This window comes from Streptomyces sp. NPDC003077, assembly GCF_040611095.1.
GTDB lineage: Bacteria > Actinomycetota > Actinomycetes > Streptomycetales > Streptomycetaceae > Streptomyces.
This window is the reverse complement of the sequence record NZ_JBEXNM010000036.1, coordinates 24407-43711: the sequence shown is the minus strand read 5'-3', so window position 1 is coordinate 43711 and position 19305 is coordinate 24407. Positions and strand designations below refer to the sequence as shown.

The window sequence follows — 19305 nt, the reverse complement described above, 5'->3', positions numbered from 1 at the left end:
CCACCGGCCCGCCCCCGCGCCCTTACTTCAGGCCCAGCACCAGCGCGTCCGACGGCGACCGCCACACCGAGCGCGCCTCGCCGAAGCCGGCCGTGCGCAGCGCCTCGGCGTGCCAGGCGGCCGAGGGGGTGTCGCCGTCCGCGTGCTCGCCGTAGATCGCGAACCGTTCGGCGGTCGGGGCGGCCAGCACCGGGTCGGCGGCGGCCAGGTCCCACCAGGCCGCCCAGTCGAGGGCGCCCGCCTCCTTGGCCCGGTCCATGCGGGCGTGCCGGTGGGCCCGGTCGGCGGCGTTGATGCGGGGCGTGGTCTCGTCCGGCATGTGGTCGGCGTTCATGAAGACGCCGCCGTCCCGGACCAGGTCGGCGACCTGCCCGTACAGCGTGCGCAGGTCGTCGGTGTGCAGCCAGTGGAGGGCGGTGGCGGTGAGCACGGCGTCGTAGGAGGTGTGCGGCAGCGCCTTCGTCCACTCCGGGTCCTTCAGGTCCGCGCGGACGAAGGTCACCCGGTCGTCGTCCGCGAAGTACCCTTGCGCGATGGCCAGCAGCGCCGGATCGAGGTCCACGCCGACGCTCCGGGCCCCGGGGAACCGCTTGAAGAGCCGGTCGGTGATGCTGCCCGTGCCGCACGCCAGGTCCAGCACCCGGGGCGCGGTGCCCACGGTCGCCTCGACCATGTCGAGCATCACCCGGAAGCGCTCCTCGCGGTCGGGCAGGTACCACTCCTGCTGGCGGTCCCAACTGTCCTGCCACGCCTGCCAATCCGTGCCCACGACGGACTCGGTCATCGTGACCCCTCCAGACCGTAATACTCTCGTAGCGACAACGACCATTACGACCCTAGACCGCCCCTCGTAAGGACTACAAGTGGAACTGGCCTATTACTCGGACTATGCCGTGCGGCTGGTCAACACCGAGCAGCCCGAGCGCGGCGGCGACACGCTCACCTCGGTCGAGGCCGTGCGCGAGCTGTTCGGGCCCTCCCAGCAGGCCGCCCGGCGCGCCACCGACAGCGACGTCACCCGGCTGCGGGCCGTCCGCACCCGGCTGCGCGCCGTCTTCGAGGCGGCCGACACCGGGGACGAGGTGCGGGCCGTGGACCTCCTGAACGCGCTGATGACGGAGTTCCCGGTGAGCCCGCAGATCTCCGGGCACGAGTTCCGGGACGAGCACGGCAACCCCCGGTGGCACCTGCACATCGCCGACCACGCGGCCAGCGCCACCGCCGGGTACGCCGCCACCGCCTCCATGGGCCTGGCGTTCCACCTCACGGAGCTCGGCGTGGACCGGCTCGGCATCTGCCAGGCCCGCCCGTGCCGCAACGCCTACCTGGACACCTCGACCAACCGCTCCCGGCGCTACTGCTCGGACCGCTGCGCCACCCGCGCCAACGTCGCCGCCTACCGGGCGCGCAAGCGCCTGGAGAGCCAGCGGTCGGCCCTCACCGGCCGCACCGCCGAGACCAGCCAGGACAGCACCGCCGCCGGGGAGCGCTGAACCCCCCGGGGCGACCGCAGCCGCACCCACGCCCGGGCCACCACCAGCTCGTCGGGCACCGTGCCGAACTCCCGGCTGTCGTTCTCGACGTACGGGTTGTCGCCCTGCACCCACCAGCCGCCGTCACGGCGCTCCACCACCCGCTTGACGATCAGCAGGTCCTGCCGGAACGGGTGCCGCAGGACGACCACGTCACCCGGCCGGACCACCGCGCCGTACTGCACCACGAGCTGATCACCGGGCCGCAGGGTCGGCACCATCGACGGGTTGTAGACCTCGGCGAGCCCGAACGCGCGCAGCGGCCCGCCGCGCGTCCGCTCGTGCTCCTCCCCTTGTTCCGGCCCGCGCTCCTCCAGCCGCTCCGGCATCCAGCACACCTCCCGCTCCACGCCCCGGGCCGTCCGCCGGGTCGTTCCGGCCCCGTTCCCATCCTCCACCAGTCCCAGCCTGGCACTGGACTTTTGCCCTAAGACCCCCGGGGCACCCGCGAAAAGGCGGCGTCCACCGAGTAATCTCGCCTGTGAGAAGACGATCACGAGGAAGGACTGAACATGCTTTCCCGCCTGTTCGCCCCCAAGGTGAAGGTCAGCGCTCACTGCGACCTTCCCTGCGGTGTCTACGACCCGGCCCAGGCCCGCATCGAGGCCGAGTCGGTCAAGGCCATCCAGGAGAAGTACCAGGGCAACGACGACCCCGACTACCGCACCCGCGCCGTCGTCATCAAGGAGCAGCGTGCGGAGCTGGCCAAGCACCACGTCTCGGTGCTGTGGAGCGACTACTTCAAGCCGCCGCACTTCGAGAAGTACCCGGAGCTGCACCAGCTGGTCAACGACACCCTGAAGGCGCTCAGCGCCGCCAAGGCGTCCAACGACCCGGCCACCGGTCAGAAGGCCCTGGACTACATCGCCCAGATCGACAAGATCTTCTGGGAGACCAAGCAGGGCTGACCCGGCCCCCGGCCCCGTTTCCCGCCGCCGCGGCGGGGCACCGAGGCTTCCCGCGCCCGGCACCGCATCAGGTGCCGGGCGCGGTCGTGTGCGGGGACGGGCGCGGGAGCGGGGGTCACCAGCGGTGCGCCGTGAAGTCGACCGGCCGGGGGCGCAGGCGGGCCGTGCGGTCCGTCAGGGCGCGCAGGCGGCGGGCCATTTCGGGGGCCGGGAGGTGGACGCGGTCGCCGTGGCCCGGGAGGAGCCGGGAGAAGGTCAGGCGGGGGACGGTGCGGGCCAGGGAGGCGGCCAGTACCTCGATGGAGTACCAGGTGACGTTCTCGGCCACCTCGACGTCCCCGGTGGTGCGGGACCAGTAGAAGCTGTCGCCGCTGAAGCAGTGCCGCTCGTCGGCGACGTACAGGACGCTGCCCCGGGTGTGGCCGGGGAGCGGGTGCGCCACGACCCCCTCGGCGATCTCGGCGGGCCCGGTGCCGCGCAGCACGCGGTCCGCTTCGGGGGCGGCCTCCAGGTCGCCTTCGTGGATCCACAGCCGGGCGCCGAACCGGTCGGCGTACCGCCGGCCGTGCGCGGCGTGGTCCCGGTGGGTGAGCAGGACGTCGGTCACCGGGCCGAGCGCCTCGTACCGGGCGGCCAGGTGCTCGCTCCAGCGCGGGGTGTCGATCATCATGAGGCGGCCGGACGGGCGGCGCAGCAGGTAGGAGTTGGCGCCCGCGGTGCGCGGGGAGTTGTGGCCGCAGTGCAGAACCGTCTCGTCCAGGGCGAGGGGGAACGGGTCGAGGGCGGGGTCCAGCCGGTGATCGGTGTGCCGGATGGAACGTGTGTGACAGGCGTACGCGGCGGCGTGCAGCCGCGTGGTCTCGTCCGCGTCGCGCGGAGCGCGCACGATCTCGGACCGGCCGTCCACCTCGGCGATCAGCTCGGGGGCGAATTGCCGGGCCACGTCGCAGTTGGTGCAGCGCCGGTCGACGTACCAGCCGTCTTTCGGGGGGTGTGCCGGGGCGGTCGCGGAGGGGGAGGCGGTGGTCGTGGGGGCGTTCGGCGTGCGGTCGTCCATGACGGAGCTCCCGATGGAGGCGTACGGGGATGGGGCGGACGCGCGGAAAGGGGCGCCGGTCCGCCTGCCTTCAGGGTCGTCCGCGCCGGGGGAAAGCGGAAGGGGGGCAGGTTCTTGTGGTTTCGGGGGATGGCGGCTCTGGCGGGGGGTGTGCGCGTCGCAGACCGGAGGGGCGGATTCCGGGAGGGGTGGCATTTCCGGGGCTGGGCTCGTGCCTCCTGGTGGGCTCGTCCCCTCCCCGCCCCCGGGCTCGTACGGCTCGACGAGCACCGTCCCGGCGCCAGGCCGTCGAAAGCTCCCGCCCGCCCCTACGCCGCCGGTGCCGGCAGCGCGCTCTCGTGGAGGACGAGCCAGCGGCGGTAGGCGGCGCTCGCCCAGGCCACCTCCATGTACGAGGTGGTGAGGTCGGCGAAGAGGACGTCCGCCGGGACGGCGTCGGGGCCGCCGGGACGGTGGGCGAGGAACAGGCGCACCGTCAGCGGGTCGCCGCGCAGGGGGCGGATGGCCATGCCGGGGCGGGGGCTGGACGTGGGCTGGCAGGGGGTGACGACCTCGCCCGAGGCCACCAGGTCGCTGGCCGTCAGGTAGTCGCCGTGGACCACGCGCGGGTCCAGGCCCGCGGCGGCGAAGACCCGGCGCAGCCCGGACCATTCGCCGTCCACGGACGGGTCCACCATCCACTGGTCGGCGGCGAGGTCGGCGAGGTCCACGACGGGCCGCGCGGCGGCCGGGTGGGTCGCGGGCAGGGCGACGAACTGGGGTTCCGCGGGGAGCAGTTCCCGTTCGACGAGCCCGGCGGGCACCCGCAGCGGCGCGCCCGCCACCTCGTGCACGAAGGCCACGTCAAGCTGTCCGACGGCGACCATCTGGAGCAGGGCGTTGGCGGACACGTCGATCCGGATGGTGGTGTCCGTGTCCGGTAACCGGACGCGCAGCCGGCGCAGCCAGCCGGGCACGGCGCGGCTGCTGGTGCTGCCGATGCGCAGCCGGGAGCCGCCCTGGGCCCGTACGGACGCGAGGGAGACCTCGTCCACCAGGGCACGCATATCGGCCACGATCGGCCGGGCCCGGCACAGCACCGCGTGCCCCAGCGGGGTGGGCCGGCTGCCGGTGCGGCCCCGGAAGAAGAGCTGGCCCCCGAGGGCGTTCTCGATGCGGCGGAGCTGCGTCGTCAGCGACGGCTGGGTCATGCCGAGTTGCCGGGCCGCTTTGCGCACGCTGCCGGTGTCAGCGATGGCGCACAGCGTCCGAAGGTGCCTCACCTCAAGCTCCACGGGCCGGAGCATAAGTCGTCCCCGCACGTCACACCAGACTCGGGAAGCATCCGGAACCACATCCTCCGCCTGCGGGACGCGACAACCGGGATGACATGGACACGCTCAGTAAGCGTTCGCAAACGCCACGTAGAGCATGGGGTTCCGTCAGCGCGGAAGCGTCCGGCTCCAGGCCTCCCAGACGGGGAGTCCGTCGGCCTGGTGGCCGTGTTCCACCGGCGCCCAGCCCCACGAGCGGTACGCCGCCCGCGCGGGCCCGTTGGCCGAATCCACCGCGGTGACCACCGTCGGGCTGCCCGCCCGGACGAGCAGCGCCTGCTGGAGACGGGTGGCGACCCGGTCGTGCCGGAAGGCGGGACGCACCATCAGCTCCGCGACGACGAACAGCCGCCCGGACGGCGACAGCCGGTCCGCGCCCCTGGGCGGCTCGTCGCACAGCGACCGCCACCACGGGTCGGTGCGGTCCGCGGGGAACCCGTAACCGCACCCGACCAGCGCCGGATCGCCCGCGGTGACCATCTCGAAACCGGGCCGCTGGATGTGCTCGGCGAACCGTGACAGGAAGCCCTCCCGGCCGCCGGACTCGCCGGAGCGGTCACCGTACGCCTCGACGTACAGGTCGGCGACGGCCTCGCGCTCGGCCTCGGCCTGCCACCTGGTCAGCCGCCGTAGGAACACTTCTGCCATGCGGTTCCTCCCCGGGAACGAGAAAAAGCGAGGAAAAAGGAGACGCGGAACGCGGGTTCGCGGTGACGCGGGGCGAGGACACGGGCCTCAAGGAATCACAGAGTCGCAGAGGTGAGGGGCCCTGGCCCACGGACCCCGCAACACGGGCTGACGAACGGCCGGAACGCGTGGGGTGGTCCGGCTCGGGTGGAAGGGGTGAGGCTCACGGGGCGCCGGGGCCCGTGGTCCGTGGTCCGCGGCCCGTGGTCCGTGGTCCGTCCGGTGGGCCGGGGCCGACGAGCCGGAGGCGGCGGACCGGGACGCGTCCGCCGCTCTCCCGGCCCACCACCCCCGCCGGTCCTCCCCCCGGCTCAGCGCCTCGGCGCCCCCGGCCGGCGCCCGGTACGCGCGTGCCGCAGCACGGCATCGGTGTCGACCTCGCCGTCGATGACCTGGCGCGCCAGGTCCACCAGCCGGAGCTGGTGGCTGCGCGCGTACCCGCGCAGGATGCCGAACGCCTCGTCCACCGACACCTGCCACCGCTCGGCCAGCACGCCCTTCGCCTGTTCGATCATGATGCGCGAGGTGAGCGCGTTCTGCAGTTGCATCTTCTCTATGTGGTTCTGCTCGATGCTGCGCTGACGGAGGATCGTCACCGTGGCGATGTCCGCCAGCGCCTGGGCCAGCACCGCCGTCTCGCGGTCCAGCGGCGAGGGGGTGGCGGTGAACAGGTTCATGGCGCCGACGACGGTGCTGCGCAGCCGCAGCGGGATCGCGTGCGTCATCGCGAAGCCGGCGTCCCGGGCCCGGCGGGCGAAGCCCGGCCACTGGGCGGTCACGGCGGGGTCGGTCAGGTCGATGTCGAGCCTGGCCCGCCCGGTGTGGTGGCAGTCCGCGCACGGGCCCTCGGCGTTCTGGAGAGCGAAGAGTTCCAGCAGCCGGGTGTTCTCGTCGGAGGCGGCGATGGTCTGGAGGTGCCCGTGCGCGTCGGCCAGCAGGATGCCGACCGCCGAGACGTCGAGCAGGTCCGCGCACCGCACGGACAACCGCTGGAGGAACTCGATGACGTCGAAGTCGTCGATGAGACCGCCGGCCACCTCCACGAAGGCCGCGGCCAGACGCTGTTCTCGGGCCATGTCGCTCATTCCTTTCCTCCATCGGCCAGTCCCGGCCCGTATCCGTCGTCCTCAAGACGCAGGCGCCGGGCGACCACGTCCTCCGCCACGGCGCCGATGGGGCGGTCGGCCCCGTACGCGTACGCCCTCAGCCGCAGCAGCGCCTCCGCCAGCGAGATCCCGAGCTGGACGCTCACCATGCCGGTGGCCTGGTGGACCACGGCGCGGTGCAGCACCCAGGGTTCCTTCGAAGAGGCCGGGCTGCCGCCGTTCGGGAAGTACGGGACATGAGCGCCCCTGCTCAGCAGCAAAGTGGTCAGCGTCTCCGCCAGCAGCCGTCCTTCGTTCCACTCGGTGTCCGACAGCCCGCCGGGGAGCAGCCGGACACCGGTCAGAACGCCCACCTTGATCGCGCCGATGCTCAGGGGGAAGCAGAACACGGCCCGCACGGGCAGGTCCCCGGCCGCCGGCACCAGCAGCGGCCACCGTGCCGAGATCCCCGGCCGCCCCCACTCGGGCTCGAAGACGGCCAGCCCCGAACGCATCGCGTCGGGCCCCGGCCCCTCGCCCAGGGTGAACTGGAGGTCCTCGAAGCGCGACGCCTCTTCCCCCACGCTGAACACCAACTCGGCGCTGCCCCCTTCCGTCGCCAGGGACACCGCCACGCCGTCGAGACCGAGGACATCCGCGCAGTGCGTGGCCAGCTCCGCCCCGCCGCCCCCGGCATGCAGCGCGCGCAACAGCCTGGCCATCGGCTCACTGACCACGGTCCGAGTCTCGTCTCTCGTTCTTCGCTCATCACGGACGCTGGGTGAGCAGCAGTTTACGACGCGTCCGCCTGCCTGTGCGATCGTTTCGCGGGCTCGCGCGGGCGGGTGCGGGAAGGACGCCTTACCGGGGACGGGCCGGGCCTCGGACGGGGACGGGCCGGGCCTCGGACGGGGACGGGGGGCGCGGACGGGCCCGAGCGGCACCACGCGGCCGGAGCGCGAGCATCACGGAGCGGCCGGGGCTCCAGAGGCGCGCGCGGCTGCCGAGGCCGCGGGACGGCCCCCGGGCATACTGGGCGAGGCAGCCGTCCAGAGGAGTCACCCGTGTCGATGATCAGCAACCTCCGCAAGGCGGTGCGGCTGCCCCGGCAGCGCGACCGCGCGGTGGATCTCAGTCACCCGGCGCGCTCGCCGCTCGGCACCGCGGTCGTCAGGTGCGCCGTGTACGAGGACGGCGTGCTGCGCGGCGGCGGCCACGACGCCCGGGAGGCCGTCGGCCGGGTGCGCGAGAGCGGGCGCGGCTTCGTGTGGATCGGGCTGCACGAACCCACCGAGCAGGAGTTCGCCGGGATCGTCGAGCTCTTCGGCCTGCACCCGCTCGCCGTCGAAGACGCTGTCTACGCCCATCAGCGGCCCAAGCTGGAACGGTACGACGACTCGCTGTTCACCGTCTTCAAGACGGTGCGCTACGTGGAGCACGACCGGCTGACCGAGACCAGCGAGGTGGTGGACACCGGCGAGATCATGGTCTTCACCGGCGCGGACTTCGTCATCACCGTCCGGCACGGCGGGCACGGCTCGCTCGGTCCGCTCCGCGAGCACCTGGAGTCCGTGCCCGAGCAACTGGCGCTCGGCCCGTCGGCCGTCCTGCACGCCATCGCGGACCTGGTGGTGGACGACTACCTGGACGTCATCGCCGCCGTCCAGGACGACATCGACGACGTCGAGAGCGAGGTGTTCGCCGGCGGGGCCGGCCGGGACACCGGCGCCAACAGGATCTACCAGCTCAAGCGGGAGCTGCTGGAGCTGCGGCGCGCGGTCTCCCCGCTCGGGCGTCCGCTGCGCACCCTCTCCACGCAGTCCCTGGCCTTCGTGGACCCCGCCATCAAGACGTACTTCCGGGACGTGGCCGACCACCTGGAGCGCGTCACCGAGCGGATCACCGCCTTCGACGAACTGCTGAACTCCATACTCCAGGCCCACCTGGCGCAGGTGACCGTGGCGCAGAACGAGCAGATGCGGCGGATCAGCGCCTGGGTGGCGATCCTGGCCGTGCCCACGATGGTGTGCGGCGTGTACGGCATGAATTTCCAGTACATGCCCGAGAAGCACTGGGTTTTCGGGTACCCGCTCGTCATGATCCTGATCGTGGTGGTGTGCGGGGCGATGCACCGGGGCTTCCGGCGGAACGGGTGGCTTTAGGGCTGAGGGGTGCCTTCGCGGGCCCGGGCTCTGGGTGCCCCCGGGGGGTACCGGGGGCGGCTGGGTCGCGGGGGCGCGTCCACCGGTCTGGGGACCGGGGCGCACCTGTCGGCGTTTCCGCCCCCCACGGGCGCGTCCGTCCGCCTTACGGGCCGCCGCCGGCTGCGGTGCACCCACCTCTGACCTGCACGAACCCGTCCCACAGCCGCAAGGGGACGCCACCCCCGGCACCCGACCACCACCCCCTCCCACCCCTACGGAAATACGGAGACCCCACGATCAGGTTGTGCGGATACCCCCTAGGGGTATAACGTCGAGGACGTGAACACCCCCGCGTACCGGAAGGAGCAGCCATGACCACCGCGATCGGCGAGCGTCGGGTCGAGCTGGAGATCGGCGGGATGACCTGCGCCTCCTGCGCGGCCCGCATCGAGAAGAAGCTCAACCGGATGGACGGCGTCACCGCCACCGTCAACTACGCCACCGAGAAGGCCCAGGTGGAGGTGGCGGACGGGGCCGAGGTCGAGGTCACGGACCTGATCGCCACCGTCGAGAAGACCGGGTACACGGCCGCGCTGCCCGCGCCGCCGCCCGCCCCGGCCACGGACGACACCCCGGCCGGTGGGGACGCCGGGGAGGCGGGCCCCGACCCGCTCGCCGCCCTCCGGCAGCGGCTGATCACCGCCGTGGTGCTCGCCGTGCCGGTCATCCTGATGGCGATGATCCCGGCGCTCCAGTTCCGCAACTGGCAGTGGCTGTCCCTGACGCTGGCCGCGCCGGTCGTGGCGTACGCGGCCTGGCCGTTCCACAAGGCCGCGTGGACGAACCTGCGGCACGGCGCCGCCACGATGGACACCCTGATCTCCATCGGCACGCTCTCCGCACTCGGCTGGTCGCTGTGGGCCCTGTTCTTCGGGGACGCCGGGATGCCCGGCATGACCCACCCCTTCGAGCTGACCATCGCCCGCAGCGACGGCAGCGGCAACATCTACCTGGAGGCGGCGGCCGGCGTCACCGCGTTCATCCTGGCCGGGCGGTACTTCGAGGCCCGTTCCAAGCGCAAGGCGGGCGCCGCCCTGAAGGCGCTGATGGAGCTCGGCGCCAAGGACGTGGCGGTGCTGCGGGACGGGCGCGAGGTCCGCGTCCCCACCGACCGGCTCGCGGTCGGCGACCGGTTCGTCGTCCGGCCCGGCGAGAAGATCGCCACGGACGGCACGGTCGTGGAGGGCTCCTCCGCCGTGGACGCGTCCATGCTGACCGGTGAGTCGGTGCCGGTCGAGGTCGGCCCCGGGGACTCCGTCACCGGCGCCACCGTCAACGCCGGCGGCCGGATCGTCGTCGAGGCCACCCGGATCGGCGCGGACACCCAGCTCGCCCGGATGGCGAAGCTGGTGGAGGACGCGCAGAACGGCAAGGCCGCCGCCCAGCGGCTGGCCGACAGGATCTCCGCGGTCTTCGTCCCGATCGTCATCGCGCTCGCCCTCGGCACGCTGGGCTACTGGCTCGCCACCGGCGAGGGGGCGGTGGCCGCCTTCACCGCCGCCGTGGCCGTACTGATCATCGCCTGCCCGTGCGCCCTGGGCCTGGCCACGCCGACCGCTCTGATGGTCGGCACCGGGCGCGGCGCCCAGCTCGGCATCCTCATCAAGGGCCCCGAGGTCCTGGAGTCCACCCGCAAGGTCGACACCATCGTCCTGGACAAGACCGGCACCGTCACCACCGGCGTCATGACCCTCACCGGCGTCCACCTCGCCGACGGCGTCACCGAGGACGAGGCGCTGCGCCTGGCCGGCGCGCTGGAGCACTCCTCCGAGCACCCCATCGCCCGCGCCATCGCGGGCGCCGCCGAGGCCCGCACGGGCACCCTGCCCACCCCCGAGGACTTCGCCAACGTCCCCGGCCTGGGCGTCCAGGGCATCGTCGAGGGCCACGCCGTCCTCGTCGGCCGGGAAAAGCTGCTCAACGACTGGACGCAGTTCCTGACGCCCGAGCTGTCGGCGGCCAAGGCCGCGGCGGAGGCAGAGGGCCGCACGGCGGTCGCCGTGGGCTGGGACGGCGAGGCGCGCGCCGTGCTGGTGGTGTCCGACGCGGTCAAGCCGACCAGCGCCGAGGCCATCCGCCGGCTGCGCGGGCTGGGCCTGACCCCGGTGCTGCTGACCGGCGACAACAAGGCGGTCGCCGAGTCGGTCGCCGCCGAGGTCGGCATCGACCAGGTCATCGCGGAGGTCATGCCCGAGGACAAGGTGGACGTCGTCAAGCGGCTCCAGGCCGAGGGCCGTTCGGTCGCGATGGTCGGCGACGGCGTCAACGACGCCGCGGCGCTCGCCCAGGCCGACCTGGGTCTCGCGATGGGCACCGGCACCGACGCGGCCATCGAGGCCGGTGACCTCACCCTCGTCCGGGGCGACCTGCGCGCCGCGGCGGACGCCATCCGCCTCTCCCGCAAGACGCTCGGCACCATCAAGAGCAACCTGTTCTGGGCCTTTGGCTACAACGTCGCCGCCCTGCCGCTCGCCGCGGCCGGGATGCTCAACCCGATGATCGCGGGCGCCGCGATGGCCTTCTCCTCGGTCTTCGTGGTCGGCAACAGCCTCCGCCTGCGCCGCTTCAAGGCCCAGGCGGACGGACAGCGCTGATCCCCGAACCCCGCTTCGCCCCCGGCCCCGGCCCCGGCAGCACTCGCTGTCGGGGCCGGGGCGTTTCCGTGGGCGGGGGCGGGACTGCGCGCGGGCGTCTTCGCCGAGGGACGTTGCGCGGGCGGAACGTGCGCACGCGGACGAGCCGGGGTGACGGGTCCCCGCGCCGCGTCCACCCCACGGCCCCCCGTCCGCCGCTCGCGCCTCCGCCGGGCGTACGGAGCCCCGCCTCCGCATGGGGGGCGCGTGCCGCCCTTCCGTACGCCCCGCGTGTTCCCGTACCGCCGGGAACGACCGACCGCACCCGGCCGTTGATCCGTACGACACCGGCTGATCGGGTACGACCACGGACGAGCGGGTTGTGATCGACTGATCCGGCAACGAACCGGGCGGGTCGGGCGGACCCGGCCGGAGCCGGCCGGTCCGGCGCGTCACTGGCCGCCCCGGGACGACACCGCCCCGGGATGAGACACCGACCTCTATTGGGAGGCAGCAATGGCAGGGTTCCTGGACCGCGCGAAGGAGCAGGCCCAACAGGCTTTGTCGCAGGGCAAGCAGAAGGTCGACGAGGTGCAGCAGCAGCGGGCCGGCAACGACCTGCTGAAGAAGCTCGGCGCCGCCTACTACGCCGAGCGGCGCGGCAGCGGCTCGGCGGAGGCCACGCAGAACGCGCTCTCCGCCCTTGAGGCCCACATCGCCACGCACGGGGACGGCTTCCTGCGCGGCTGACGTCCGGTATCCGACGCGTTCGTTCGGCTTCGACGACAGGCGTCCGTTCAGCGGTCCTCGCTGACGGGCGCCTGTCGGCTGGTGGCGGGCGCCCGTCGGCTGGTGGCCCTCGTACGCCTCCCCCGTCCGACCCACGACCCACGGGCGACGGGCGACGGGCGACGACAACCGACGACCGGCTCATGCCGCAGGACGCCCGCTTGGCGTCGTCCTGTGACCGGCCCTCGTCATCCCGCGTCCGAACGACTCCCCCATGGCCGAAACCGCTCGCACACCTCTCCGAACGGTTGATCAGTCCTCCCCAAGGTCAAGTACAAGGCGTCTCAGGAGGCGGTGCGCGTTCGGCGCCCGCCGCGTACCGAACGGAGGCGGTCATGGCCCCACCCATGTCCGCGGCGAAGATCCTCAAGACGCTCAAGGACGGGGGACTGCACGTCGTCGAAGTCCGCGACTGGCACAACCACGACCGTGATCACCACGGCCCGTGGGGCCCGGTGCACGGCGTCGTGATCCACCACACCGCGACCTCCGGGTCCGAACAGACCGTGCGGCTGTGCTACGACGGCTCGCGGCAGTTGCCGGGACCGCTCTGCCACGGCGTGATCACCAAGGACGGCACCGTCCACATGGTCGGCGGTGGCCGCGTCAACCACGCGGGCATGGGCGACGACGACGTGCTGCGCGCCGTGATCGCCGGCAAGCGGCTGCCCCGCCACAACGAGACGAACACCGACGGCAACCAGTACTTCTACGGCTTCGAGTGCGAGAACAAGGGCGACGGCAAGGACCCGTGGCCCAAGGCCCAGCTGGAGGCCATCGAGAAGGTCGGCGCGGCGCTGTGCCGCGCGCACGGCTGGAACGAGCACTCGGTGATCGGCCACTTCGAGTGGCAGGAGGGCAAGGACGATCCCAAGGGCTTCTCGATGGACAAGATGCGGGAGCGCATCAAGGCCCGGCTGAAGTAACCGCCACCGGCGACGACGCCCGGACGCGGCCCCCGACGCGTCCGTGCGTGCGTCGGTGCGCTTGTCGATCCGTGCGTGCGTCGGTGCGCTTGTCGATCCGCGCGTTTGTCGATCCGCGCGCGCGTCGGTCCGTGCATCGCTTCGTGCGTGCGTCGGTACCCATGCGAACCGGCGGGCTCCTCCGGACGCCGCCGACCACGGTCCCCGCGCCCCCTCACCCGTCCCCCGCCCACCCCGTCCCCCGACAATGGACCCGTGACCGGCACCGACACCACGCCCACCCCCGACGGCCTCCGGCCGCGCCTGTCCTCCCCCCTCCAGGAGGTCGCGGACGAGCGGTTCGCGCGGCACGGCGTGCGGCTGCTGCTCAAGCGGGACGACCTGATCCACCCCGACCTGCCCGGCAACAAGTGGCGCAAGCTGGCGCCCAACCTGCGGGCCGCCGCCGAGGCCGGCGACCGCACGCTCCTGACCTTCGGCGGCGCGTACTCCAACCACCTGCGGGCCACCGCCGCCGCGGGCCGCCTCCTGGGCCTGGCCACCATAGGGGTGGTCCGCGGGGACGAGCTGGCCGGACGGCCCCTGAACCCGTCCCTCGCGCGCTGCGCCGAGGACGGGATGCGGCTGCACTTCGTGGACCGCGCCACCTACCGGCGCAAGGACGCCCCGGAGGTGCTGGCCGAGCTGACCGCCCGTTTCGGCTCACACCACCTCATACCCGAGGGCGGCAGCAACGCCCTGGCCGCGCGCGGCTGCGCCGAGCTGGGGCGGGAGCTGCGCGACGCCGCCGACGTCGCGGCCGTGGCCTGCGGGACGGGCGGCACGCTGGCCGGGCTCGCCGCCGGGCTGGGCCCCGGCCGGAGCGCTGTGGGCTTCGCCGTCCTCAAGGGCGGCGCACCGCACTTCCTCAACGCGGAGGTCGAGCGCCTGCAACGGGCGGCCTTCGGGGAACGCCGGGGCGACTGGCGGCTGGAGGACCGATTCCACTGCGGTGGATACGGCCGCCGGACGCCCGAACTGGACGCGTTCGCACAGGATTTTGAATACCGTCACGGTCTGCCCGTTGAGCGGCTTTATGTGGCCAAAATGCTCTTCGGGCTGACCACGCTGGCCGCCGAGGGCGCCTTCACCCCCGGCACGACCGTCGCCGCCGTCATCACCGGCACCCCGTAATCAGGCCGCTGACCAGCACTTTCCCACCGCGACCCGACCCGCGTACACCCTGTGGGACCACCGCGTCCGCCGCCCGCCCCGCGCCCCGCGATTCACCCGTTCAGCCCTATGGGACGCGTACGGAGCCGGCCCGCGAGGACGACCGCGCGGGCGCTCCCCTACCCCGCCCCCTCCCGGTACGCCGCCGCCTCCTCCAGGTCCAGCCGCCGCAGGAGGGCCCGCAGCATCTCGTCGTCGATCCGCCGCTCGTCCCGCAGCCGGACGAACTCGCGGCGCTCGACGGCGATCACCTCGCGCGTCAGCCGCCGGTAGGTCTCGTCCGCGGACTCCCCCGTCTCCTGGTTGACGGTGCCCAGGCGCTCCCATACGGCGTTGCGGCGGCGCTCCATAAAGGTGCGCAGCCGGTCGGCCAGCGGGCCGGGGAGCGCGTTGCGCTCGTCCGCCAGCAGTTCGGTCAGCCGCGCCTCGGCGGCCTGCGACGCCTCGTTCTGGGCCTGCGCCTCGGCTAGCGTCTCGGCCCGCTCGTCGCGGCCGGGCAGCTTGAGCGCGCGGATCAGCGGGGGCAGCGTCAGCCCCTGGACGATGAGCGTGCCGATCACGGTCGTGAACGTCAGGAAGAGCACGAGGTCACGGGCCGGGAAGTCGCCGCCGAGCCCGGTGTACGGGATGGAGAAGGCGATGGCCAGCGAGACCACGCCGCGCATCCCGGCCCAGCCGACGATGACCGGCGCCGTCCAGTCGACCCCGGTTTCGCGGGTGCGAATGCGGGCGGACAGGGCGCGCGGCAGGAACGTCGCGGGGAAGACCCACACGAACCGTGCCACCACCACCGCCGCGAACACCACGCCCGCGTACCAGGCGGCCCGCGCCGCGCCGACCTCCCCCAGCCCACTCAGCACGACGGGGAGTTGCAGCCCGATGAGCGCGAAGACCGACGACTCCAGCAGGAAGGACACCATCCGCCACACGGCCGCCTCCTGGAGCCGGGTGTCGAAGTCCACCTGCCAGGACCGGTGTCCCAGATAGAGGCCGACCACGACGACCGCCAGCACGCCGGACGCGCCGAGCTTCTCGGCCGCCGCGTACGCGACGAACGGGATGAGCAGCGACAGCGTGTTCTCCAGCAGCGAGGAGTCCCGCAGCTTGCGGCGCAGCCAGTGCAGCGGCCCCATCAGGACGACGCCCACGCCGATCCCGCCCACGGCCGCGATCGCGAACTCCTTGATGCCGCCCGCCCACGTGGCGCCCTCGCCCACCGCCGCCGCCAGCGCCACCTTGTACGCGGTGATCGCGGTGGCGTCGTTGACCAGGGACTCGCCCTGGAGAATCGTCGTGATGCGGTGCGGCAGCCCGAGCCGGCGGGCAATGGCGGTGGCGGCCACCGCGTCGGGCGGCGCGATCACCGCGCCGAGCACCAGCGCCGCCGTCAGCGGCAGCCCGGGCACGATCAGGTAGGCCACGTACCCGACGGCGAGCGTCGCGAAGAGCACGTAGCCGACGGACAGCAGGAGGACCGGCCGCGCGTTGGCCCGCAGGTCCAGGTAGGAGCTCTCCAGCGCGGCGGTGTGCAGCAGCGGCGGCAGCACCAGAGGGAGCACGATGTGCGGGTCGAGCGTGTAGTCCGGCACGCCGGGCAGCACACCGGCCAGCAGCCCCGCGGCCACCAGCAGGAGGGGCGCCGGCACCGGGGTGCGCCGTGCCACCCCCGCGATCGCCGCGCTCCCCGCGACCAGTACCAGCAGTGGCATCGCGTCCATCGGCCGTCCCCGTCTCCGCTTCCGTGCGCCACCCGTGCGCTCCGATGAGGTGTCCGGCGGACACCCCTTCTAACCTGGCAATCATGAGCGAGTGCCCGCACGTTTCCGAGCTGCCCCACCCCGAACCGGCGCCCCTGACCGAGACCTGCCCCGAGTGCCTGGCCGCCGGCAGCCACCCCGTCCAGCTCCGGCTGTGCCTGAGCTGCGGCCACGTGGGCTGCTGCGACTCCTCGCCGCGGCGGCACGCCACCGAGCACTTCCAGACGACGGGCCATCCGGTCATGCGCACCTTCGAGCCGGGCGAGAGCTGGCGGTGGTGCTACGTGGACCAGCGCGTGGTCTGACCGCAAGGTGCCGGGGGCTCACGGGCCCCGCTCCCCCGTGCTCCGGCGCTCCGCCATGCGTGGGGGATGCCGGTCCCACGGGACCGATTGTCAGTGGTGGCCGCTAGCCTTCAGGCATGATCCGCACCGCGACGGCGGCCGACGTCCCCGCCATTCACACGATGATCCGCGAACTGGCGGCGTACGAGCGCGCGCTGGAGTCCGCGAAGGCCACACAGGAGCAGCTCCGCGAGGCGCTGTTCGGCGCCCACCCGGCGGCCTTCGCCCTCATAGCCGAGGAGGCGGGCACCCCGGTCGGCTTCGCCATCTGGTTCCGCAACTTCTCGACGTGGACGGGCACGCACGGTGTCTACCTGGAGGACCTGTACGTCCGCCCCGAGGCGCGCGGCGGCGGCCACGGCAAGGCGCTGATGACGGAGCTCGCCAAGATATGCGTGGAGCGCGGTTACGAGCGTTTCGAGTGGTCAGTCCTGGATTGGAACGAGCCGAGCATCAACTTCTACAAGTCGATCAATGCGGAACCCATGGACGAATGGACCGTCTTCCGGCTCACTGGAAGTGCGCTGCGCGACCTCGCGGACTCCTCACGCGTCAACGCAGCGTAACCGGAATCGATTTGGCGGTGCAGACCCCTAGCCACTGTCCGTACCCGTAGTCTTACAATCAGTGACAGTCGCGGGGTTGCGGGACACTGCGAGCTCCATCGTCGTGCCCGGTCGGCAGCCGTGCTCCGGCCGGACGACACCGCCCCGCAGATTCGCGATAGCGTCGCAGGCGAACCATGTGCTGTGCCGGTCCCGGCGTCTTCCCGTTCGAAGGCTCCGCGACCGGCGCGAATATCAGCTCAATCAGCTTGTGCCACCTTGGAGGTGAGGGTGTCCCAGATCGCAGGCGAGCCCGGGACCCAGGACTTCGTGGAAGTCCGGCTGCCCGCCGCGGGTGCCTACCTGTCGGTGCTGCGTACGGCCACGGCCGGTCTCGCGGCCCGGTTGGACTTCACCCTCGACGAAATCGAGGATCTGCGCATCGCCGTCGACGAAGCGTGCGCGATCCTGCTGCAACAGGCCGTGCCCGGCAGCGTGCTGAGTTGCGTCTTCCGTCTCATCGACGACGCGTTGCAAGTGACCGTATCGGCGCCCACGACCGACGGGCGCGCCCCCGAGCGCGACACCTTCGCCTGGACGGTGCTCTCCGCGCTGGCCGGCAAGGTCGACTCCACCGTCGCCGAGGACCGTACGGTGACCATCAGCCTTTACAAGGAGCGCGGCGCCGGTCCCGGACCGTCATGACCGAACAGGGGGCCCCGTGAAGGATCTGGAACGCGGCGCGCGGATGGCACACCGGCTGACCATCCCCGAGCAGCAGGCCCGGCCGCATCCGGTGGGCGCAGACGACCTCGACGACCGGCTGGACGTGGCGGAGCAGGCAGAGCGGGCGGACCACATGGACCAGAGCGAGCAGAAGCGGGATCCACAGGATCCGTACACCCCGCACCACTCCCGCACCCCGCACGACCCGCACGACCGGAGCGGCGCGCGGGCGATGTTCTACGAGCTGCGCGCCCTTCCCGAGGGCTCCGCGGAACGCGCCGAGCTGCGCAACACGCTCGTGCGCATGCACCTCCCCCTGGTCGAGCACCTGGCCCGGCGGTTCCGCAACCGCGGTGAGCCGCTGGACGACCTCACCCAGGTCGCCACCATCGGCCTGATCAAGTCCGTGGACCGGTTCGACCCCGAGCGGGGCGTGGAGTTCTCCACGTACGCCACGCCCACGGTGGTCGGGGAGATCAAGCGGCACTTCCGCGACAAGGGGTGGGCGGTCCGCGTTCCCCGCCGCCTCCAGGAGCTGCGGCTGTCGCTGACCACGGCGACCGCCGAGCTCTCCCAGCGCAACGGACGGGCTCCCACCGTCCACGAGCTGGCCGAGCACCTGGGGATCTCCGAGGAGGAGGTGCTGGAGGGCCTGGAGTCGGCGAACGCGTACAGCACGCTGTCCCTGGACGTTCCGGACACCGACGACGAGTCCCCCGCGGTGGCCGACACCCTGGGCGCCGAGGACGAGGCGCTGGAGGGCGTCGAGTACCGCGAGTCCCTCAAGCCGCTGCTGGAGGACCTGCCGCCGCGCGAGAAGAAGATCCTGCTGCTGCGGTTCTTCGGCAACATGACCCAGTCGCAGATCGCGCAGGAGGTCGGCATCTCCCAGATGCACGTCTCCCGGCTGCTGGCCCGCACGCTCGCCCAGCTCCGCGACAAGCTCCTCGCGGAGGAGTGAGCCGGCGGCACCGCCACCGGCCGGGACACGGCGCCCCGCGCGTCCCTGGACCGGCTTCCCGTCCGCACGCATGGTGGAGGCCCGTGGGATCACCCACGGGCCTCCACCATGTGCGGCGTCCCTCGTGCCGTGCGGCGGCCTCGCCGGACTCAGGTGCGCGGGCCGATGCCGAGCGCCTCGGTGGACGTCGGATTGACGAGCAGGACGAGCACCACCAGGGCGGCCACCGCCACGCCGACGCCGGCCGCGATCAGCGCCCCGCCGCCGTTGACCAGCGTCCACGCCACCGGCAGCGCCACGATCTGCGTGATCAGGGACGGGCCCCGGCTCCAGCGGCGGCGCAGCCACAGCCCGCGCGCCGCTATCAGCGGCAGCACCGCCAGCGCGAGCACCGTCAGCCCGCCCGTCCACGCCTGCCGCGGGCTGTCCGGCGACCCGGCGATGCCGTCGACCAGCATGTAGATACCGAGGGCCGCCAGCGCCACTCCCTCGACGGCGGTCAGCACCGCGGCGGCGCTCAGCCGGGCCGGGCGCGGCCCGGTCGGCTCGGGTGCCGGTGCGGTGCGGTCCTTGTGCTCCGTGGCCTTCGGGGCCGCCTTGGCCGCGGGCCGCTTCTGCTTACTGCTCACCTTTGAAGGGTAGCCCCGCCCGGCGACACCAAGGGGCGGACAGGAAGCGGCGCGGTA

20 protein-coding genes are annotated in these 19305 nt (G+C 72.8%); 11 read left to right on the top strand and 9 right to left on the bottom strand.

Going from position 1 to position 19305, the window contains the following annotated elements:
- Window positions 1-22 precede the first annotated feature (22 nt).
- Window positions 23-784, bottom strand: a complete 762-nt coding sequence (locus tag ABZX96_RS22985; RefSeq protein ID WP_355547356.1) for a class I SAM-dependent methyltransferase — start codon at window positions 782-784, stop codon at window positions 23-25.
- A 79-nt stretch (window positions 785-863) separates the two neighbouring features.
- On the opposite strand from ABZX96_RS22985, the gene ABZX96_RS22980 reads away from it, so the two are divergent.
- A complete protein-coding gene (locus ABZX96_RS22980; protein WP_355547353.1) occupies window positions 864-1493 on the top strand; it encodes a CGNR zinc finger domain-containing protein in 630 nt (209 codons plus the stop codon).
- Here the strand turns inward: ABZX96_RS22980 and sodX are convergent.
- Window positions 1397-1861, bottom strand: a complete 465-nt coding sequence (sodX, locus tag ABZX96_RS22975; RefSeq protein WP_355547459.1) for a nickel-type superoxide dismutase maturation protease — start codon at window positions 1859-1861, stop codon at window positions 1397-1399. The genes ABZX96_RS22980 and sodX overlap by 97 nt on opposite strands.
- Window positions 1862-2044: 183 nt before the next feature.
- On the opposite strand from sodX, the gene sodN reads away from it, so the two are divergent.
- Window positions 2045-2440 carry a superoxide dismutase, Ni gene (sodN, locus tag ABZX96_RS22970; RefSeq protein ID WP_355547350.1) on the top strand — a complete coding sequence of 132 codons (396 nt, stop codon included), beginning with the start codon at window positions 2045-2047 and terminating at the stop codon, window positions 2438-2440.
- 115 nt (window positions 2441-2555) lie between these two features.
- Here the strand turns inward: sodN and ABZX96_RS22965 are convergent, their stop codons facing one another.
- From ABZX96_RS22965 to ABZX96_RS22945, 5 genes are all read right to left on the bottom strand, one after another.
- Window positions 2556-3497 carry an MBL fold metallo-hydrolase gene (locus ABZX96_RS22965; RefSeq protein ID WP_355547347.1) on the bottom strand — a complete coding sequence of 314 codons (942 nt, stop codon included), beginning with the start codon at window positions 3495-3497 and terminating at the stop codon, window positions 2556-2558.
- 308 nt (window positions 3498-3805) lie between these two features.
- Window positions 3806-4783, bottom strand: a complete 978-nt coding sequence (locus ABZX96_RS22960) for a LysR family transcriptional regulator (RefSeq protein ID WP_355547344.1) — start codon at window positions 4781-4783, stop codon at window positions 3806-3808.
- 135 nt (window positions 4784-4918) lie between these two features.
- A complete protein-coding gene (locus ABZX96_RS22955) occupies window positions 4919-5458 on the bottom strand; it encodes a GNAT family N-acetyltransferase (protein ID WP_355547341.1) in 540 nt (179 codons plus the stop codon).
- Between the two features lie 350 nt (window positions 5459-5808).
- Window positions 5809-6573 (bottom strand): GAF and ANTAR domain-containing protein, encoded by a 765-nt coding sequence (locus ABZX96_RS22950; protein WP_355547338.1) that lies wholly within the window; start codon window positions 6571-6573, stop codon window positions 5809-5811.
- 5 nt (window positions 6574-6578) lie between these two features.
- Window positions 6579-7319, bottom strand: a complete 741-nt coding sequence (locus ABZX96_RS22945; protein ID WP_355547336.1) for an ANTAR domain-containing protein — start codon at window positions 7317-7319, stop codon at window positions 6579-6581.
- 333 nt (window positions 7320-7652) lie between these two features.
- On the opposite strand from ABZX96_RS22945, the gene corA reads away from it, so the two are divergent.
- The 5 genes from corA to ABZX96_RS22920 all read left to right on the top strand — a co-directional run bounded on the left by corA (window position 7653) and on the right by ABZX96_RS22920 (window position 14247).
- The gene (corA, locus tag ABZX96_RS22940) at window positions 7653-8744 is read left to right on the top strand and encodes a magnesium/cobalt transporter CorA (protein ID WP_355547456.1); all 1092 of its coding nucleotides are present in this window, start codon (window positions 7653-7655) and stop codon (window positions 8742-8744) included.
- Between the two features lie 353 nt (window positions 8745-9097).
- Entirely contained in the window at window positions 9098-11380 is a 2283-nt protein-coding gene (locus ABZX96_RS22935) for a heavy metal translocating P-type ATPase (RefSeq protein WP_355547333.1), read from the top strand.
- Between the two features lie 495 nt (window positions 11381-11875).
- Window positions 11876-12109, top strand: coding sequence for a hypothetical protein (locus tag ABZX96_RS22930; RefSeq protein WP_355547330.1), 234 nt, complete (start codon window positions 11876-11878; stop codon window positions 12107-12109).
- A 374-nt stretch (window positions 12110-12483) separates the two neighbouring features.
- Window positions 12484-13074, top strand: a complete 591-nt coding sequence (locus ABZX96_RS22925) for an N-acetylmuramoyl-L-alanine amidase (protein ID WP_355547327.1) — start codon at window positions 12484-12486, stop codon at window positions 13072-13074.
- Window positions 13075-13329: 255 nt separating this feature from the next.
- Window positions 13330-14247 (top strand): pyridoxal-phosphate dependent enzyme, encoded by a 918-nt coding sequence (locus ABZX96_RS22920; RefSeq protein WP_355547324.1) that lies wholly within the window; start codon window positions 13330-13332, stop codon window positions 14245-14247.
- A gap of 158 nt (window positions 14248-14405) precedes the next feature.
- Here the strand turns inward: ABZX96_RS22920 and ABZX96_RS22915 are convergent, their stop codons facing one another.
- The gene (locus ABZX96_RS22915) at window positions 14406-16004 is read right to left on the bottom strand and encodes a Na+/H+ antiporter (protein WP_355547321.1); all 1599 of its coding nucleotides are present in this window, start codon (window positions 16002-16004) and stop codon (window positions 14406-14408) included.
- A gap of 83 nt (window positions 16005-16087) precedes the next feature.
- Here ABZX96_RS22915 and ABZX96_RS22910 point away from each other — a divergent pair, with 83 nt between their 5' ends.
- The 4 genes from ABZX96_RS22910 (at window position 16088) to ABZX96_RS22895 (ending at window position 18619) form a co-directional block, all read left to right on the top strand.
- Entirely contained in the window at window positions 16088-16348 is a 261-nt protein-coding gene (locus tag ABZX96_RS22910) for a UBP-type zinc finger domain-containing protein (protein ID WP_355547318.1), read from the top strand.
- Window positions 16349-16464: 116 nt separating this feature from the next.
- A complete protein-coding gene (locus tag ABZX96_RS22905) occupies window positions 16465-16953 on the top strand; it encodes a GNAT family N-acetyltransferase (protein WP_355547316.1) in 489 nt (162 codons plus the stop codon).
- Between the two features lie 270 nt (window positions 16954-17223).
- Window positions 17224-17637 (top strand): anti-sigma factor, encoded by a 414-nt coding sequence (locus ABZX96_RS22900; protein ID WP_003985353.1) that lies wholly within the window; start codon window positions 17224-17226, stop codon window positions 17635-17637.
- 43 nt (window positions 17638-17680) lie between these two features.
- On the top strand, window positions 17681-18619 hold the full coding sequence (locus ABZX96_RS22895) for an RNA polymerase sigma factor SigF (protein ID WP_355547453.1): 939 nt from the start codon (window positions 17681-17683) through the stop codon (window positions 18617-18619).
- Between the two features lie 149 nt (window positions 18620-18768).
- On the opposite strand, the gene ABZX96_RS22890 is transcribed toward ABZX96_RS22895, so the two are convergent.
- On the bottom strand, window positions 18769-19248 hold the full coding sequence (locus ABZX96_RS22890) for a hypothetical protein (protein ID WP_355547312.1): 480 nt from the start codon (window positions 19246-19248) through the stop codon (window positions 18769-18771).
- Window positions 19249-19305: the final 57 nt, after the last annotated feature.

What these genes read in the sequence shown, in the direction of transcription:
- ABZX96_RS22895 (WP_355547453.1), top strand. Translation starts at nt 17,681, where the DNA reads ATGGCACACCGGCTGACCATCCCCGAGCAGCAGGCCCGGCCGCATCCG.
- ABZX96_RS22965 (WP_355547347.1), bottom strand. Translation starts at nt 3,497, where the DNA reads ATGGACGACCGCACGCCGAACGCCCCCACGACCACCGCCTCCCCCTCC.
- ABZX96_RS22960 (WP_355547344.1), bottom strand. Translation starts at nt 4,783, where the DNA reads ATGCTCCGGCCCGTGGAGCTTGAGGTGAGGCACCTTCGGACGCTGTGC.
- ABZX96_RS22915 (WP_355547321.1), bottom strand. Translation starts at nt 16,004, where the DNA reads ATGGACGCGATGCCACTGCTGGTACTGGTCGCGGGGAGCGCGGCGATC.
- ABZX96_RS22910 (WP_355547318.1), top strand. Translation starts at nt 16,088, where the DNA reads ATGAGCGAGTGCCCGCACGTTTCCGAGCTGCCCCACCCCGAACCGGCG.
- corA (WP_355547456.1), top strand. Translation starts at nt 7,653, where the DNA reads ATGATCAGCAACCTCCGCAAGGCGGTGCGGCTGCCCCGGCAGCGCGAC.
- ABZX96_RS22985 (WP_355547356.1), bottom strand. Translation starts at nt 784, where the DNA reads ATGACCGAGTCCGTCGTGGGCACGGATTGGCAGGCGTGGCAGGACAGT.
- ABZX96_RS22950 (WP_355547338.1), bottom strand. Translation starts at nt 6,573, where the DNA reads ATGGCCCGAGAACAGCGTCTGGCCGCGGCCTTCGTGGAGGTGGCCGGC.
- sodX (WP_355547459.1), bottom strand. Translation starts at nt 1,861, where the DNA reads ATGCCGGAGCGGCTGGAGGAGCGCGGGCCGGAACAAGGGGAGGAGCAC.
- ABZX96_RS22935 (WP_355547333.1), top strand. Translation starts at nt 9,098, where the DNA reads ATGACCACCGCGATCGGCGAGCGTCGGGTCGAGCTGGAGATCGGCGGG.
- ABZX96_RS22955 (WP_355547341.1), bottom strand. Translation starts at nt 5,458, where the DNA reads ATGGCAGAAGTGTTCCTACGGCGGCTGACCAGGTGGCAGGCCGAGGCC.
- ABZX96_RS22930 (WP_355547330.1), top strand. Translation starts at nt 11,876, where the DNA reads ATGGCAGGGTTCCTGGACCGCGCGAAGGAGCAGGCCCAACAGGCTTTG.
- ABZX96_RS22905 (WP_355547316.1), top strand. Translation starts at nt 16,465, where the DNA reads ATGATCCGCACCGCGACGGCGGCCGACGTCCCCGCCATTCACACGATG.
- ABZX96_RS22925 (WP_355547327.1), top strand. Translation starts at nt 12,484, where the DNA reads ATGGCCCCACCCATGTCCGCGGCGAAGATCCTCAAGACGCTCAAGGAC.
- sodN (WP_355547350.1), top strand. Translation starts at nt 2,045, where the DNA reads ATGCTTTCCCGCCTGTTCGCCCCCAAGGTGAAGGTCAGCGCTCACTGC.